General features: G+C 43.1%; 15 protein-coding genes. 8 read left to right on the top strand and 7 right to left on the bottom strand.

The window, feature by feature from the left end; translation table 11 throughout:
• Positions 1-297: 297 nt before the first annotated feature.
• The 4 genes from LZD49_RS32240 to LZD49_RS32225 form a co-directional block, all read right to left on the bottom strand.
• A complete protein-coding gene (locus LZD49_RS32240; RefSeq protein ID WP_234672355.1) occupies positions 298-1,695 on the bottom strand; it encodes a 2OG-Fe(II) oxygenase in 1,398 nt (465 codons plus the stop codon).
• Entirely contained in the window at positions 1,696-2,820 is a 1,125-nt protein-coding gene (grrM, locus tag LZD49_RS32235; RefSeq protein WP_255721388.1) for a cyclophane-forming radical SAM/SPASM peptide maturase GrrM/OscB, read from the bottom strand.
• Positions 2,821-2,886: 66 nt separating this feature from the next.
• Complete coding sequence (locus tag LZD49_RS32230; protein ID WP_234672353.1) at positions 2,887-3,102, bottom strand: hypothetical protein; 216 nt, start codon at positions 3,100-3,102, stop codon at positions 2,887-2,889.
• Positions 3,103-3,360: 258 nt separating this feature from the next.
• The gene (locus LZD49_RS32225) at positions 3,361-6,618 is read right to left on the bottom strand and encodes a choice-of-anchor D domain-containing protein (protein ID WP_234672352.1); all 3,258 of its coding nucleotides are present in this window, start codon (positions 6,616-6,618) and stop codon (positions 3,361-3,363) included.
• Between the two features lie 840 nt (positions 6,619-7,458).
• On the opposite strand from LZD49_RS32225, the gene LZD49_RS32220 reads away from it, so the two are divergent.
• Together LZD49_RS32220 and LZD49_RS32215 are read left to right on the top strand one after the other, a co-directional pair.
• A complete protein-coding gene (locus LZD49_RS32220) occupies positions 7,459-8,571 on the top strand; it encodes a hypothetical protein (RefSeq protein WP_234672351.1) in 1,113 nt (370 codons plus the stop codon).
• 56 nt (positions 8,572-8,627) lie between these two features.
• A complete protein-coding gene (locus LZD49_RS32215; RefSeq protein WP_234672350.1) occupies positions 8,628-9,257 on the top strand; it encodes a hypothetical protein in 630 nt (209 codons plus the stop codon).
• 738 nt (positions 9,258-9,995) lie between these two features.
• Here the strand turns inward: LZD49_RS32215 and LZD49_RS32210 are convergent.
• The gene (locus LZD49_RS32210) at positions 9,996-10,541 is read right to left on the bottom strand and encodes a hypothetical protein (RefSeq protein ID WP_234672349.1); all 546 of its coding nucleotides are present in this window, start codon (positions 10,539-10,541) and stop codon (positions 9,996-9,998) included.
• Between the two features lie 172 nt (positions 10,542-10,713).
• Here LZD49_RS32210 and LZD49_RS32205 point away from each other — a divergent pair, with 172 nt between their 5' ends.
• Positions 10,714-11,058: a hypothetical protein gene (locus LZD49_RS32205; protein ID WP_234672348.1), complete on the top strand. Its 345-nt coding sequence runs from the start codon at positions 10,714-10,716 to the stop codon at positions 11,056-11,058.
• A gap of 288 nt (positions 11,059-11,346) precedes the next feature.
• On the opposite strand, the gene LZD49_RS32200 is transcribed toward LZD49_RS32205, so the two are convergent.
• A complete protein-coding gene (locus tag LZD49_RS32200) occupies positions 11,347-11,652 on the bottom strand; it encodes a hypothetical protein (protein ID WP_234672347.1) in 306 nt (101 codons plus the stop codon).
• Between the two features lie 70 nt (positions 11,653-11,722).
• The gene (locus LZD49_RS32195; RefSeq protein ID WP_234672346.1) at positions 11,723-11,986 is read right to left on the bottom strand and encodes a hypothetical protein; all 264 of its coding nucleotides are present in this window, start codon (positions 11,984-11,986) and stop codon (positions 11,723-11,725) included.
• Between the two features lie 451 nt (positions 11,987-12,437).
• Between LZD49_RS32195 and LZD49_RS32190 the strand changes: the two genes are divergently transcribed.
• From LZD49_RS32190 to LZD49_RS32170, 5 genes are all read left to right on the top strand, one after another.
• The gene (locus tag LZD49_RS32190) at positions 12,438-12,755 is read left to right on the top strand and encodes a transposase (RefSeq protein WP_234672344.1); all 318 of its coding nucleotides are present in this window, start codon (positions 12,438-12,440) and stop codon (positions 12,753-12,755) included.
• Between the two features lie 14 nt (positions 12,756-12,769).
• Positions 12,770-13,255, top strand: a complete 486-nt coding sequence (locus tag LZD49_RS32185; RefSeq protein ID WP_409021368.1) for an IS3 family transposase — start codon at positions 12,770-12,772, stop codon at positions 13,253-13,255.
• 3 nt (positions 13,256-13,258) lie between these two features.
• Positions 13,259-13,636, top strand: a complete 378-nt coding sequence (locus LZD49_RS35895) for an integrase core domain-containing protein (protein ID WP_310590519.1) — start codon at positions 13,259-13,261, stop codon at positions 13,634-13,636.
• 660 nt (positions 13,637-14,296) lie between these two features.
• Entirely contained in the window at positions 14,297-15,352 is a 1,056-nt protein-coding gene (locus LZD49_RS32175) for a CHAT domain-containing protein (RefSeq protein ID WP_234672338.1), read from the top strand.
• Between the two features lie 454 nt (positions 15,353-15,806).
• Complete coding sequence (locus LZD49_RS32170; RefSeq protein WP_234672335.1) at positions 15,807-16,793, top strand: hypothetical protein; 987 nt, start codon at positions 15,807-15,809, stop codon at positions 16,791-16,793.
• The last annotated feature ends 274 nt before the right edge of the window (positions 16,794-17,067 follow it).

Genomic DNA, 17,067 nt, shown 5'->3' with positions numbered 1-17,067 from the left:
AGGAAATCGAGTAGAGGCGCTTTGTTACAGTTCTCAACAATCCGGGAAAGCTTACACAAAATCTACGTTTGATTAGCTTGATGTGACATTCTTCCCCTTTATGGAAACTTTAAATATATATAAGCAGAAGCAGGCAGGTCATCAAAGAGGATATTATTGGCGGCGAGAGCCGCTGTCCTCCTTCGATGGACCGCCTGACCTGCTAAACTGTACAATTCCACTAAATCGTCGGCGCTTGACCTGTGATATAACAAGCCAAAGCAACATGCTCACGAGTATGGATCCACAGGTCCAATTTTACAAAATCCCAGATCGGAAACGTAAACAGAGTATATACTTTGCTCCGCGCAGAACCTCTAGACCGCTATGTGATAAATCTGTGTTGAAGATAATTGCGCCTCCTTTGCCAGGATTTACTTTTAGATCAAGTGTGTCAAAATAGGTTGAACCTCCCTCGAAGTCACTGTTCAAGTAAATAAGTATTTTGTAGTTGGTATAAAGGTCTCTCCCGACTTGGGCGGGCTTATCAGAATGCGTTCGAACAAAATGACCAGTTTGATACGAATAGAATTCCAATGTTTCCGTAGTTTCTGCTTTTTGAAAAGAAACATTTAAAGTTTCCAGCGTCAACAACAATCGCGACCTTAATAATTGAAGCATTTCATCATCTCTAATAAAGACCGCTAAATTATATCGACCGTTGTGTTGCCCATTACGAGCGCCGTCAAATCCATTCCTTAGTGCCATCGCCAGTAAATATTCAGTTTCAACCTCCATTAAAAAATTTTGAAACTGCCAAATGCCCGTACCCAGCTCATATCCCTTGGGAGAATATACCCCGGAATATTTGACGGGCGTACGATCGACGGCGTTGCGCCATAATTTTTTGCAATCAATATTTTCGATTGGTTCTGGATAGTGTTCCGGAATACTTGGACAGTCTGTTAATTGCGGGTTTCTCCAAATTGCCATTGTTGGATTAACTGTCGTTCCGCGGCCATCGAACCCGCTGGTTTCGATGAGTGTATGAGGGGGTCTCAAACAAAGGCCATCATTTAGCATATGAAGGTACCACCAGCGGACAGCCCATAAATTCTTGTCAGCGGCCTCCAATGCCATCTTGGGCATATCCGAGCCATATTTTTCCACATCAATTCCACGGCTCAGGCACTCGCTATAAATCTCGAGCGCACTTCGCTCCATTCCTTTCCAAGCCCGCGACCAAGTGCCCCAACCCCAGCATTCAGACTTACCGTCAAAATAGGGATTTCCATGTAAATTCTTAGGAGTTATCAGAGGGTGAGTCCATCCTGTTACACTCATCACCTCAGGAGCATTTTCGTAGAATTCCAGCGCTGATACCAAGTAGCTATAAGTGCCTTTGACAAAAAAGAGGTCATCTTCAAAAATCAAGGCGGCGTAATGTCTAGACAACACTTCTGATATCCCCTGTATCTGAGACCGTCCCAGTCCAAAATTGACTGGTCTTTCAAAAACAACCACCTCGCACCAGTCGATCGCAGAAATTACTTCACGCACTTGATCGACTTTAATTTGATCCAAATCATCTTTGGGACCATCACTAAAAACGTAAAGCAGCGGTATCCCCTCTGATTTAAGACAATCTAACAAGGTTTCAACAGTGTCCCTGCGGTTGTAGACAAAAAGAGCTACCGGGATAATTCGTTTCGTCATCTATACTTCGATGGCAAATTGTTTCTCAAAATGTTCTGCGAGGACATCAACGACAATTTGTTTCTGATATTTGCATGCGATTGTTTCCGTACTGGAGAAACTTCCATTTTCAAAATATTTGTTAGATGGAGCTCCCCCTCCACAAAACGACCAATAGTCGCAATTATCCCGGCAACTATTTACCCCGACTTGTATTTCCTCGTGCATGCGCAAAAACAGGGGACTCGACCTTATGGCCGCAAGGCCGTCTGTCACAATGTTACCCATGATAAAGTTATTGTACTGCAAATCTTCGACCCCAATAAGTTCAGGGCAGAAAGTACTATAATTGCCATGGCAATCAAAGTTTAGAATTGCGAAAGGATTGTTGGTTGTATTAAATGGATTTTGGATATCTACAGTAAAGGGACGGATGTTCACCCAAAACTCCCTTATCTTAAACAGTCCTTTGGAAGCAACGGATCTATCAAATAACGTTTTTATAAACGACTTGTAAAGCCCGGCTTCTACATCCCGGAAAGTACTTGATTTGTTAATACCATCCATCTCATCGATATTAAAACCGATGTTGTAAATGTTGTTATCTAGAAAAAAATCACAAATTTCATTAGCGTAATTTAGACTATCATTAGTTATAACAGCAATTACACCAAACGGAATACCATTAGCCTGAAGTAGCCGCACTCCGTTCATTACCTGCGCATGAGTCCCCCGGTTTTTCCTATCGACCCTTTTCTTATCATGCAGAAAAGCGGGGCCATCAATACTCACGCCTATATTAACTTGATGTCTTTTGATTAGATCAATCCAGCTTTCATTAAGAAGCATTGCATTGGTCTGAAAAGTCAATGAATATTCAACAAAGTACTCCTTGTTAATCTCTTTTATTAAAGTAAATGCGTCTTCGTAAAAGGAGATTGGCAGTGCTAGTGGCTCACCCAAATGCCAAAGGAAATCAACTGGTTTTGAAATGAAAGAACTTGAAAACACCTCTTCGGCAATCTTTTTCACGACCTTCAAATCCATCCGCTTAGTCGACATTCGGCTTGGGAGGTAGCAATAGCTGCAGTCTATGTTGCAAAAGGGAGTGGGCTGCAAAATTAGCAATGTTCTTCGATAAGCCATCTTACTCTTAGGAAACAAGGTCGCTGTCCTCAATTATAGAAGTGTCACTGAAAAACGGACATATTTTTACCACTGACTTTGCTGCCATTGCTCCCATTTTTGCTCCCATTGGCAAAAGCCGACCACGTGGTCGGAGCTGTACCCAGATTCGATTTGCTTAGGAGTAAGTTGGAAGATACTCGCTTTTTCTTCCGGAGTTAAGGTTTTGAAGCGGTCACGAACGATTTGAGCTCTATCCGACAATGAGGGTTTACTTCTTAAAGCTTGTACTTCTACTTCCATCTGCATTTTAGATTTAGTTTCCCGGGATTACTTTTTTGTTCTCCAATGTAGCAATTTCAGTTCAAGAAAAAACTACCTTTTTGTTAAATTAACAATAATTTTTTGTGTCAAGTCAAAACCAAAAACTTAACGATACTTCATTGATGCACCATCGCCTAGTGCTCGCAATCACAGCTTATTAGGCCGAAAACTCCAATAGGTTTATCAGGAACACTTGCCCCTGGGCCAGTATCAATATCTTTAAAATTACCGTTAGTCTTATTTGAGGATTAAGTATAACAATATGGCCAATATAATGGTCAGAAGCAGAGCAATCAGGTTCAGAATTCTTGAATTTTTCCGGCAGCAGTCCTCCGTGTCAACTGGCGTTATGGGATAGGAATCTTTGCCTGGAATGAGCGGCTCCGTTCCTTCGACATATTTGGAGCGCACGGCCTCACGTTGAACTGGCTTTCCATCCCTGGATTGGCCATAGCAGGTGAACGTAAATGTATAGGTGCCCGACTGATCCGTACCCAAAAACGGAAGACCGTAGAAGCCGTCGTTGGATTGGTCGTCTCCATGTTGCCCATCGTCCGCCATATAATGAACGCTGGTGCGGCCATTTGGCTTTTGTGCCACGACTTTGATCTGACAGTTTCTGACAGGGCCTCCAAACTGCTCTACGGATGCAGTGAGCTGGATCATTTCACCTGTTTTGACGATGCCCGGTGTAACGAATGGAATGAAGCTAAATTCTGAATTGACCCCGATGGCAATGCCATACAACACATTCAGTCCGAATTCTTCCTTGCAGGATTTAGGCTTGAATCCAGTTTCGTAGTACTTCTCTAGTTGCTGGATCGAGTCCCGCTCCTTTTGACTATATACGAACGCTTCGTTGGCTACACAAGCACTTCCCAGATGCTTTACAATGACCGTCCAGGTCCCGGCATAAATCTCCGGCTTATCTGCGGGCATGAGTATTTCGACAAAACGTGCCGTAGGCGAGATCCCTGCTCTGATTGCAAAATCGACCGGAACGGTGGTTACGTCTATTTCGATACCGCCGGGAGTTCGGATATAGAACGGGATCCTGATGTGGTCTTTGTCGTACATCACAATGAGGGCGCTTTTATCGCCTTCCAGCACTTCGAATTGGAAATCGTGCTGCTGTTGAGGTCCAATGGTAAAAACGGGATCGGAAATGACCGCGTAATTTACAGCCTCCATGAAAACCTGCGTGAAATGTTTTTCAAGGTTGAAATAATCCTGCCCTTGAAACTCTCTCGCGTGCAGGTAGGCGCCGCCGGAAGATGTTGCGATCACCGATAACCGGCCATTGTCGATGTTGTCTCCGATGCCTACCGCATAAATCTTGATATCGCCGGGTACAGGAAGCGCAACGGTATCGTGAAAACCTGTACTCAAATCAAAGCCTGGTCCGCCTAATAAGGAATAGTACCTACCGTCATCAGGGTTCAGATAGGGTGCGTTATCTTTTCCATCCGTGAGCACAAGTACGACTTTGTTGAGCAGATCGGCAGGAACCACCCTCGGATTGGATCTGATGCTGTTCTGTGCAACCAAAATACCTCCCGCGATACAGGTATTTCCGAAAGGACTAAAATTGGTGAGCGAAAGTACATCTAAGAAATTCGTGCGGTTGGATGCCGTCAATGCGGTAATACTTTGACCATCCACGGTGACTACCTCGGGGACATCGTTATAGCGCACTAACCCGAGCCTGTCGCTGACGTCAGACCTGAATAATGATGCAAATAGTCGCGCAGCATCGAGAGCAGTGTCAATTTTCTTCCGGCTTCCCGACGATTCATTCATACTTCCAGATCTGTCCAAAACTATCTCCATGTCGACCGACACTGGGTTCGTTATTTCGGCAAGTAACTGATATCGCATGACGGCGCTCAGGGTGCTGTCATTGTGATCGTATAGCTCCAGAACCGCCGAAACGGCATTGGCTGAATGATTTGCATTGAAAACAACGCCGATCAGCAGCTCTCCGGAACCGTTTTGTCCCGGGCCACAGTTTGATACGGGCAGCACAGAAAGGTTTTCAAGTGTAGCCGATTGCATAAGTAACAAGGCACCTGTCTGCTCCATCAGGCCAAAGAGACCGGCCTCGGTTTCGGACTGACTATCTGCCGGAATCGCTGCTACAATCCTGGCACTGAAAACCAACGGACCATTACCCGTATTTGCCACTTTAAAAGAACGGATAGTTCTGAATCCTTGCTGAATTTGTCCGAAAGAAATGGGCGCCACAGCTGGCACCTGCATGGAAGGTTTAGGCGAACATCCCGCTCCCGTTAAAGTCACCTGGTGAATTCCAGCCGCTGTGCTTGCGTCAAACACAACGGGCAAAGAATAGCTTGTAACAGCCGTCGGACTAAATTTTATTTGAATGGAGAGACTGGCACCTGCATTGATCTGCGTGCCCAGAGACGGCGCTACCCATGTAAATGCGGAACCCAGGCTAGGAGCTGGAAAATTAATTGTAACAGGGACATCGCCGGTGTTTGTTATTTGCAGTGTGCGGGTTGGGTCGTCACCGACCAGGACTGAGCCGAAATTTATATTGCTATAGCCGATCGTTCGTTTGGCGGGCCTTGCGGTTCCGTTACAATCGATCCTGGTGTTAATGGATTCCGGCTGCGGAGAAATGGCGATAGTCTCGTCGAATGTTATAAGGGACGCGACATTTCCTGGGTCAAATTTGACGTCGAATGTGAGTGTCTCCGATGCGTCCAATCTTGCGGGTAACGGTCTAGAGAGGGATGCCATCTGCACCTTAAAGTGCGCGCTGTCAACAAGCTGATTGATCTGAAGACAATTGTTCCCGGTGTTTTTGATCGTTACCGGTTTGGTTTTTGTGCTTTGAGCGGCAGTTGTTCCCTGACCCGTAACCGCTTCGCCAAACCGGACCCTTCCCGCGTTCAGGGGCGAAACGACCGAAATCGCTTTCGGCTTCAGTACAGAAAACTGAACCTCGGTCCCGTGAAGAATTTGCAAATGCGTGGCAGTAGCGTTCGCCGATACTTGTAACGACGGCACGAAATCAACAGCAGTCGCTACTGACGAACCATTTCGCGATTGAAATAGACTTGCGGAAACGGTGCCCACGCTCCTAGAAGTAACGATCGCCACAATTGCTCCATCTCCGGGGCAGGTTGATATCGCCGGAGAAGAATCGCTAGGCATACTTGTTGTGAAAACCACTCCATGCAAAGCGATTGGACTAACGGTTGTATCAATGATATTAATGGATACTTCCGATCCGGTAAATCCATCACGCGTCATCACGGCTAGATAATTATCTCCCCAGGTGCAAAAAGTTGCTTGGCCATTTTGCGGACCAATAAATGGTATTGAATGTCCTTGCTTGGAAACAGTCAGACTAGATTGATCACTCCCTCTGGTGAGGGTTGTCCCATTAGCCAATACTATAGGAATGGCAGGAACAGGTGTGAAGACATTCGAATTGAATGAGCCGGTACCGCAATTTGAGCAAGACATAGGAGCGAGGATTTAATGGCCAATGAGATTAAGGCATTCTCATGTAATAATACTGCGAGATAAGTTACATTATCTCAAATGTAAAATACTCATTATCAACACTTTCTTAGTTTTCGGTAGCGAGCCTTGACCGAATGCGCTAAGTCGACCATTCATATTCGATCGGAACTAATTTAATTTCGGTCGGCTATTGTTCAAAAGGTGTTATAATTAAACCATTATTAGGCGCCTTCTTGACGAAACTTCAGCAAACGACCGCGTATACACGGCGGCTTACACTTGAAACCTTCCATCTCAAATTTTAAGTCCATCCAGCCGAGCTACGAACGATAACCACTACGCAGCACGTACTCGAACTTTTGTACATGGGACGGTGTCGTCGAGGATAAGACGATTGCTCCTCGTTGAGCCCTTTTTACCAGGATTGAATGTAAGCTGAATGCTCTCACTCCGGCATCGGTTTAAAATTCTGGGCCACAGACGAGGCGAAGCTATAACCCGCAATCATTTCTTCCTATCAGTATATGGCATGCAGCAGGTCACCGGTTCTAGACCGGTTAGCTCCACCAATAAAATCAAATATCATATCGATCCTCTGCGCGGTAAGTCCAACCGAAGGTAGCTCTGTGTACCATCCCGTGTACCGAAACGATGTCATCAAATATGATCGTTCCATTCTTGCATAAGAAGAAACATCAATAAGGACTTAGGGAGTCGCCGAACAATCAAGTCGTATTACAATCAAATTAATTAAACAGATAACATAAAATTAATTCTTGATTAGTTAGAAGTTTTTATATTGTGAAAGTTTTATTATTCTCAACTCAATTTACAAAAACTATGCTAAAAACTTTAAAGTATTTGCCAATGGCGGTCTTCCTCTTGGGATTGCTTACAAATTGCCAGAATGAACTGCCCGTGGTCCAAGACAAGGGCGACCGTCCTCTCGATGTTGTTAATAGCCCTTTGAGGGAACTCCAACTAAAGGTCATGGTTGAAGTTTTGTCATTAGCCAAAGAAACCGAATTTAGACAGTTTGTATTAGAAGAATGCCTAAAACAGAAGCATGGCGATTACAATGTTTATATCAGAGATATAATAGCAAACTATAAAGGCCAAGAAAAATATAAAGCCCCCATGCAAAGACTGGAAGCGCTGGTTAAGCAAATAAAACCGCTAGTTTACAATAATGAACCTCTTATTTTCTATCCGCGAGCTGAAACAATTGAAGAGCGTATGGTTGAGAATCCTACTGCGAGAGTAACGGACGTAGTAACTTCTGAACCTCTTGCAGTACTCCAAGCGGACGCAATCACTGTTGGCGCGGGTGCTGGCGGCCGGACTTCATCAGATTATTATCCTGATACCCCGGCGAATGCTTTAAATGGATATATGATTCAATCTGCGTATAGCGGTGTTTGGGTTTTTGTTCAGAAGGTGGATGAAGAATATGCATGGGAAAATGACATTTATGTAATTGGTACAGATGAAAATGTTGAACAGAACGGTGCTAGGCTTAATGGAGGTGCAGAATTTGGAGGCATCATTCAAGTAACTGATTTAAACGCGATTGAGCACTGGACATCTGGAAAACTAGAATTTAAGGTAATAATCCGCAGTGCTAACAATACGGAGATCTCAAATCGGGATTTTGGAAAACTTAAACGGAAAAACTTCAGAAATCAGGTATGGCACGAAATTGGCCATTCAGTTGGAAATTGGAATACAGGTAATTGGGGCAATTATACGATCGAAAACTGGTGGGAGCGAGATGGGGGTGGGACATCCTCCACTACCGTTTCGGTTCCCTCTTCGAACGGACTCCCAGCGCTATCCTATACAGTGAATCATGGGTCTGATGATAATAACTTTGGACTTTCCATGGTTCAGTTTACTGATCCAGCAACTCAGGTATATCAAATAAGTTTCATGAATTTTAAAAGGAGATTTTAATTAATGCATATTTTTCGGGGCCGGAAACTAGTCCGGTCCCCAAACAAAATCGCCGTATGAGAAAAATACTAATACTTTTCGTTTGTCTGTTAATAGTAAAGTCGTCACTTAGTCAAAGTATTCAGGCTATTCCCAGTCAAATATTTAGTAGTAATCTTGGGTTGGTTAAACTTGGCACTGGAGACAGTTATGGTTTGATGATAGGCATGGAATATGAAAGACAATTTCGACCAAGGTTTTTATGGTCAACGGAACTGGCCACTACTATACATGATGGCGCAGATATTTTAAAAGTTAAATTAGACAATTTACCAGAACAAGATTTATCATATAGATATACAATTGCAGCCATACAAATTGCAGGAAAAATCGGATATTACTTTTTACGCACTAACCAATTTGAGATTGGTGGTAAGGCGGGCTTATTAGCTCGCTATCAATCGTCCTCATTGGCGGACGACAGGGAGGTTCTTTTTCCCGCGCTCACAGGATATCCGTTGCCATTAAGAATTAACCGGAACACAGAACCGCAACGGACATTTTCAGGTGGCGTCACCTTACAAATCTTCGCCAGACATAATTTAAAAAACAATTGGACTATAGGTGCGACAACGGGCCTTCAATTGGACACTAATGGTGACGTTATATTCCCACAATTTTTAATTTCAATTGGAAAACGCTTCTAGACCTAAGAATATTCCTGATGTTTGTGACAGTTATCTATTGGATACAAGAGCGTAACTATCGAAAATACCACTACCTGTAGGGATAAGTAAAGTTCCAATTCTATCGTTTTCGAGTGCACGACGCTCAGCAACCGCTCTATATTCCTTGAAACAATTAAACTTTTCTCTGATGCGATCCGCGCCTTACTGCTTTCCGACTGCTGTTCGACAACTTTGATCGAAACTGATAGAAAAAGAGAAAAACAGAGTACTCCAAGAACGATGCGCCCAACTCCCGTCAGCCTTCCCGCTTCCTTGTCTTTATAGTTGTAGACTAGTGCAACAATACCTAACAAGCCAGATACCATTGTTGCTAGGAATTGTAGTATGCGTAAGACCAGTGGCCAATCAGTATTTTTCATTCTGCATTATGATATCAACATTACTATGCTCTTGAACAACCAGATGATACCCACCTGATTTTGTGAGCATGTAGATGATTGTATACTTATGCACTGGAATTGACAAATTTTGTCAATCAATCCCGTTTCAGACCAGGGCGGTATTCTTGAACACCCCATCTCACAAGTTAAGGAGCAAAATCAGGAGTCGCAGAAGCTCATCATTGTTAAATGGAATTGTGTTCGAATACAAATAACCTTGCCTTTAGGCTATTCCTTCAAGCTGCAACAGGTCTGCTGCGTCCCATCACATTGTAAAAAACTTACGCGATACCTAGTTTGATTCTCGAACCAAGCTTTATTTTGACAAGCTTTTGGTAAGTCCGTTGAGTATATTTTGCTTGAAAATTTCGGCAAAATATGAGTTGTTGACGAGAAGATCGTCGTATAGACCGCGATATATTGTTTCGCCATCCAAGTTGACCAAGTACTCATCTTCCTGTAAAGCAATCAAATATCTAGGCTGAAAACCAGCAAAGAAATTAGCCGTCTTTGTTAAGCCGATCATTCCGGTTCTTTGTGATTTTGAAACGTCGTCTTGCATATCCCCTTGAATTACGGTGATGCCAATATCAGAAAAGCTATCGGCAAGATCTGTCGTGGTTTTTTCCATGACACGTTCTGGCCAATGATGCTCGGCAGGAAGATAGCGATGGATCGAATCGCTCCCGGATCTCGATGCCAGCCGATCGAGTAGTTCCGCAATCACAACCATTTTGTTTCCACCGTTGATATCCCGGAGCGCTTCTTGTGGATTGGCCAGGTCTTCCACAACGGGGGCCTCTAATAGGAAAAGTTCAATCCCTAGCGCAGGTTCTATCTGAGATATTTTCTGCTCAAACAACTTGAATAAATGTGAGGCACTACACGATCCTGCGCTCGTTCCGATCAAAATATGTTGGATGTTCCCATCAATACGAAAACATTTAAAAGAGGCCTGACGAATACCCAAGTTTTCTCTTCCAACAGTGTCACAGACTGGAACATTTAGGATGTTTCCGACGACCGGTGACTCAATGCTTCCTATTCCCGAAGGTGCAGATATTATATGCGAATATGTGGAAGATTGGACTAACCTCAAACCTGGCACACTCTGTGTCCTTATCTTAAAGGCCGAGCGAGACTTTGTTTTTAAACAGGTAACGATCAACAGCGCAACGAGGGCGATGCATCTGGAATCTTTAAACCAAGCCTATAAGTCATATGAAGTAAACATCTCGGACGTGCTGGAGGTTTGGAAATTTCACAGCTACGTTTCCGTGGAGGTGCCCGAGCGGATTTCCGACATACAGCATATTTCCATCACAATGAATACTGTCTTGAAGAGACTCAAAGTCATAGAGGATAAAATGGAAGAATAACTTTTGCGGCAATTTTTAATTATATTTATCCTTGATGAGCCAGCTGGGCGGTTTTCCTTGTCAACCTTGGTGGGTTATTGCAATCGCCGCCCTGTTGCTCTCAAACGAACAAATGTATCAATGGCGGCTGCTCAAATATTTCTCAGCCTGTAGGTTTATGTAGCTCTGAGCCAGGCTATTCAGCTCCCGTACAAACTCAGCTTCCGCCACATGTCAGCAGAGTAGAAACGCTTATTAAGAAGTTCAGTGTATAAGCTTGCTTCAACGCATTACGTCTTTTTATGTGACTTAATCTTCGAAATCGAAATGCATTTGATCAAAGCACAGCTCTTCCTCGAATACATCCACAATGCCCTCTAGTTGAGCAAAACAAACCTGATCTTGAATTTCCATAATTTCTGCAACCAGCCCGAAAGCATAGCTTTGGTCGTACGGGATTAGTGGATGCCGATATTGCCAGTCAGTCTCCGACAATTGCTCAAGCAGATAATGCTCCTTGGCACTGCTATCGTCTAAGATCACAAGTTTGAAAAATCTGTCTTCCTCCCCGTACGAGAAGATCTCCCCGGCCAAAAAACGCTCTCTGTTGGTCATATGATTACACTGGTTGGCTGAAACTGCTATTTTTTGCTAAGTAACTATCATTCAAACTTTTGAATTTACATCAGCCATATCCAAAATCAAGGTCATTGAGCGCAATAACTTCCTCATGTCCAACCAGCAATCCTTTTATAACGATAGTAAAACTGTCAGTATCCTCATCGATTGTGGCAATACCCATGCGCCGCGGAGGTAGATTCTTCCCTTTGTAGTGCACTATCATGCCCCCATTCTGAAATCCTCGGTGATCGTAATAGTATGTAAATTGCCCCCACTCATTGCTAATTGTAAAGTGATGGCCTGCAAGGAATCGCTCTTTATTAGTCATGTTACGTCGAATTGGTTGGTCGCATCAGCAATTAAGCAATATGAATTGAGACGACCAAGCCAAGCGATACGATGCAATTTCAGCAAAACAAATCAGATCTTGAATCCCTCAATTTCCGCGACTGACTAGATGACATGGGCTTAGGTCATATAGAGGATCTATGGACGAGTAATTGACCTTCGACCCAGAAGAATACTATCAACAAAATTTACGTCCGACCGCGGCACCTTAGCAGGACTTTTTGTACTCATTGGAACAAATGATCTGACATATCAATTTCAATGATTATAGAAGTACTAATTCTACTCGACGTTTAAATGAAAACGACCTAAGCAATCGCTGAGATGGAGATGCCTATGGAGTCGATCACATTTTTTTACATAAATGCTATATATAGCTGTGTGAGGTGGTTCCAAAAAGCGGCACACATTCTTGCGCAAGCTGATGTGCAATGGGAAACCGAACCGGGGTAAAATCCCGAAAAAGTTATGATGCTGATTTCAAGCAAGAACTGACTACGATGTTGATGTCTGGCAGGAGTGCGAGAGAACTTTCTCAGAGTTTTGGAATTGCAGAAAATCTTCTCTATCGTTGGAAAAGCATGGCGATGATGAAGACAAAGACAAAAACGAAAACGGGAGATAGTGAAAGCGGTAAGTCTGCTAAGCTTGCAGCTGAGAATGCAAGATTAAGGGCTGAGAACGAACGCCTGAAAACCGACCGTGAGATCCTAAAAAAGGCGTTAGGTCTTTTCAGCAAGTCCGACTGAGAGACGTCTATGACTTGATTTTCAGCCTGTCGAAGACCAATAAAGTAAGCTATCTGTGTCGATTATTTGACGTTAGCAGAACTGCTTACTACCGATACAGGCGCGGGGAAAGTCATAACGCGGACAAGAAATACAACCGTCCAAAGCATGAAGTCCAGATCGAATTTATCCGGAACATGAAACGCTACGGAAGTCGACGAATCAAGGAATCCTTGCAGCAAAAGGGCATCAGAATCGGTCGTAGAAAGGTTGTTGAAATCATGCGAAAAGAGGGCTTGAGAGCGATCCAGCCTCCCAGATTCATACCAAGGACTACTGACAGTAAGCACGGCAAACGGGTCTGCGATAATCTGCTGCTCGATCGGCCAAAGCCAGATCAACCCGATGCAGTATGGGTGTCGGATATCACTTATATGCCACTAAGGAGCGGGAAATGGGCATATTTGTGCATCTGGATGGACCTTTTCTCTCGCCAGATCGTCGGTTGGAAGATTGAGTAGCACATGCAGGAAAATCTCGTGAGAGAGCCATTGGAGAAAGCGTTATTGAAACGAGGAGTTAAGCCAGGGCTAATAATTCATTCAGATCGGGGAGGTCAATATCTGTCACGCAGAATGAAATTGCTCGTGAAGACTTTCAAACTGAGACAAAGTATGTCCCGCGCTGACGATCCCTATGATAATGCATGGGCAGAATCTCTATGGAGTCGATTGAAGGCCGAATTGGAAATTCCGAAAGGAGGCTACAGTAACCTTGCGGCTTTGAGATCCGTACTGTTTGAATACATTGATGGTTATTACAATACGAGGCGATTACATTCTTCTTTAAACTATCGTAATCCCGCAGCTTTCGGGGCTGATTACTATCGAAAAACGGGTTGAAAAAAGAACCAAAATTAATTACTAACCAGCAAGAAGTGTAAACCAAAACGGAACCACGTCAGTGTCCACCATAAACTACGGGCGATAATTCTAAATAGTGCACCGATTAGTTGGCCTGACTGGCTAGAACGAGCGACCCATTTTGACATTGACAATACGATCCAGTACTGCCTAGATCCGTCTTCCAAAACAATACACATCTTATTCCCGGCGCTAATCACGCATAACTTAGCCGGTTGAATTAGAAAATACATATCAGCATGTATATACGTTGGTCAATGGATACTACCATATGGCATGCAAGAGGTCACCGGTTCGAGACCGGTTAGCTCCACCAATATTTTCAAAGACTTAACTCCCTGGTCCCTACACAAAGTTAGATAAGGCGTGATCCTGTGTACCTATACGTGTACCATAGAAAATCTATTTACTTCTAAATTAAAATTCGGTTCATCTTGAACTTGTCCAGATCACCCGATCCGGTGCCCCACGTCACCTAGAAGGTGATCATCTCCGCTTTAATCGCTCATCATTTCAAAAGCAGTCCCGACAAAGTCTCAACTATTAAAGCCCACCGCTATTATATGGCCGATGGAAAAATCCCCTAACTTCACATACTATCATGAAATTCAGATTTTCATATATTATTCCGATAGAAAAATGTCATTCTTAGATACATACCGCAACAATGTTCAACGTAAAAACGATGAAATTGCGCGCTTGCAGCATGAAAAAGCAACTGCCAGCAAAAAGATCGCCGAATTATCCGGCAAAATAAATTCGGCGTCACAATCACTTTCAAGGGCCACCAGCACTAGCGCGGCCAAGTCTAAGCTTGGCGAAATTGAGCGGTACAGAAAAGACCAGGCATCGGCAGAAAAGAGAATCGCGGAGCTGCAAACAAAAATTGGGCAAAAGCAGAAGGAAATAAATGCAGAACAGAAAAAAATATTTAAGGAAGAAGAAACCCTTCAAAAAAAGCAAAATGCTTTATATGATAAACAGTCAAAAGCTAATCAGGCGCAGATAAAGACATTAAACGCCGCAATCACTAAACATGATTCGTTACATAGGTCAACCCTCTCGAAGCTCGAAGAACTACAGCGGCTCCCCAAAAACATTGTCGTTCTCTTCCTAGCTTCCAACCCGGTCGATCAGGCGGCTCTAGGGCTTGACGAAGAAGCAAGGTCTATCACAGAAATGATTAGAAAAGCGAAGCACCGAGATTCTGTCCGGCTAGAAACTCGCTGGGCAGTCAGACCGCTAGATATTTTCCAAGCCATCAATGAGCTCGATCCAACGGTTCTCCATTTCAGTGGTCACGGCACTGATACCAACGATCTAGTTTTACAAAATAATCAAGGCCAAGCACAGTTCGTAAGAAAAGAAGCCATCATAGAAACCATAGCTGCCACCTCGGATACAATACGATTAGTCTTTTTTAATACCTGCTACTCGTTCGCGCAAGCAGAAACCATCGTTCAACATATCGATACAGCAATTGGAATGAACACGAGCATTGGAGATGTTGCCGCTCGGGTGTTCTCTTCTCAGTTTTACTCTGCAATCGGGTTTGGGCTTTCTGTTAAGAAAGCTTTCGATCAGGCAAAAGCAGCAATAATGCTGGAAAATATCGGTGAGGAAAACACGCCAGAATTATTCACCAAAGACGGCCTAGATGCTAACGACGTTATCCTAGTAAATCCGAAAGGATAATCGAGCAGGAATCTAAGAATTGCACTAAATACTTGACAAAACTTACTATATCTCCACGTAAGAGATAATCTACTCGCAATGCTACCCACAGTGATTCTGTCTTTTACTCTACCATATCGGACGATTTACCGACATCAAAATATAGGCTTAGACCTTCGGCTTATGACTTGCACAACTATCGGTATCGACCTGGACAAGGCTTGATATGAAGAAAAACACTGTAATTGTCAACTTCGTTTGCCACCGTCTGAGGCGTTAATCATACGGTCGGATCTTTTGCAAGGACTGTTTCATGAAACTAAGTCTCAAAATATTTAGAAAGCAGAGGGCAGAGCGGTCGATGGAATCGTGCGTTTCGTCTGGATTGCTTTGCCGAATACTAATTACATCAAAAATTTTTTTTGAATTTACAATAAAACTTTAAATTCACCAGTCATCGAAATCCTCCTTTAATATGCGCGTCCTCTCATGGATAATACTTACGCTGAGCTTCTGTAGTTGCTCAATTTTTAGTAAAAAAAATGGCACTCAGAATGCAGAAAAACTAGAAGACTTTTATAGTGAAAACTCTACGCTTCTGAAAGGTTACCAACCCATTGATCCCGTCAGACTTCCCAAATCAGAAAAAGAGGAATTTGGAACAATAGATTGTCTACCAAATGAAGCATCAAGGCTAGTTATTGGAAAGCTAGACAATTTAGGCACTTTGTCTTACGGTTCATTTAATGTCGCAAGAAAAGGCCAAAGTTACTCAGTAATAGTTGACTATATCAAATACCAAACTTTATCCTTATCAGCACAATACGCAGAGAGCAATAAGATCATTTCCAATGATGAATATAAAAACCTTGTCAAGGCTCAACCATCGCTAATGGGCATTTTGCCGCACTTTCAAGTTGAAGTTATAGATGGCAAAATTGATGACGCTACTAAGATCAATCCAAAAAAAATTATATATACTGAGCAACAACTAAAAATCGATCAAGGAAAAATACAAAAATCATCCTTTCGATTTATTCCTGAGTCTTCTGAATTCAGTGAATACAATGTCGATAATGCTTTAAATATCCCTGTTTATGTTGGTATTGGCTTGCGGATTCAAGCAAATATCACAGCATTAAAGGATTCGGTAAACATTGGAAATCTATTTGGTCTAGGTTTTGCTGCATCTGAAAATAAGATAGTAGGGTCACTAGTTATCCAAACTTTGGGAATAAGCGGCGAGAAAATATCGTCGGCACTACCAATCCCTGACAAAATAAATGAAAGTACTATCCAAGCCGCAATACAAGCCGTTGGAGTGATAAAATCCAAAATTTATGACAAGGACACGCACCTTTCGCCCCAAATTGTAGCTTTCTCCTTACCGGTAAGTATGACAGGCGCGAAGGATCTCATGGAGTCTTCTTTGCAAAAATTCACGATAGAGCAAAAAAAGTAGGGTGCTAGGATTAATTTTTCTTTATAGGCACCTGAAATAAAATGCATAAATTTTAAAATTAAGCATACTATCACCGCATTTACCCCCTGGACTAACTTTAATTCACATCTACAGCTCGTAAAAATAGGTAGTGCGAGCTCAACCAAGTGGCAGGTTATCTGGCGGGAATAGTATCTATCTGTAATACTCCCCAAAATTGAGGCCATCGGTTAAGTTTAGTAACTTGACATTAAACCGATGAAACAATGAAACAAAGCCGTAGGAAATTCACAGC

It is taken from the genome of Dyadobacter sp. CY261, assembly GCF_021440085.1.
GTDB lineage: Bacteria > Bacteroidota > Bacteroidia > Cytophagales > Spirosomataceae > Dyadobacter.
The sequence above is the reverse complement of the archived record's forward strand: the minus strand, read 5'-3'. Positions and strand labels throughout refer to the sequence as shown.

Bases quoted from the DNA above. Each gene is read 5' to 3' on its own strand.
- LZD49_RS32240 (WP_234672355.1), bottom strand. From the start codon at position 1,695: ATGACGAAACGAATTATCCCGGTAGCTCTTTTTGTCTACAACCGCAGG.
- grrM (WP_255721388.1), bottom strand. From the start codon at position 2,820: ATGGCTTATCGAAGAACATTGCTAATTTTGCAGCCCACTCCCTTTTGC.
- LZD49_RS32230 (WP_234672353.1), bottom strand. From the start codon at position 3,102: ATGGAAGTAGAAGTACAAGCTTTAAGAAGTAAACCCTCATTGTCGGAT.
- LZD49_RS32225 (WP_234672352.1), bottom strand. From the start codon at position 6,618: ATGTCTTGCTCAAATTGCGGTACCGGCTCATTCAATTCGAATGTCTTC.
- LZD49_RS32220 (WP_234672351.1), top strand. From the start codon at position 7,459: ATGCTAAAAACTTTAAAGTATTTGCCAATGGCGGTCTTCCTCTTGGGA.
- LZD49_RS32215 (WP_234672350.1), top strand. From the start codon at position 8,628: ATGAGAAAAATACTAATACTTTTCGTTTGTCTGTTAATAGTAAAGTCG.
- LZD49_RS32205 (WP_234672348.1), top strand. From the start codon at position 10,714: ATGCTTCCTATTCCCGAAGGTGCAGATATTATATGCGAATATGTGGAA.
- LZD49_RS32200 (WP_234672347.1), bottom strand. From the start codon at position 11,652: ATGACCAACAGAGAGCGTTTTTTGGCCGGGGAGATCTTCTCGTACGGG.
- LZD49_RS32195 (WP_234672346.1), bottom strand. From the start codon at position 11,986: ATGACTAATAAAGAGCGATTCCTTGCAGGCCATCACTTTACAATTAGC.
- LZD49_RS32190 (WP_234672344.1), top strand. From the start codon at position 12,438: ATGGGAAACCGAACCGGGGTAAAATCCCGAAAAAGTTATGATGCTGAT.
- LZD49_RS35895 (WP_310590519.1), top strand. From the start codon at position 13,259: ATGCAGGAAAATCTCGTGAGAGAGCCATTGGAGAAAGCGTTATTGAAA.
- LZD49_RS32175 (WP_234672338.1), top strand. From the start codon at position 14,297: ATGTCATTCTTAGATACATACCGCAACAATGTTCAACGTAAAAACGAT.
- LZD49_RS32170 (WP_234672335.1), top strand. From the start codon at position 15,807: ATGCGCGTCCTCTCATGGATAATACTTACGCTGAGCTTCTGTAGTTGC.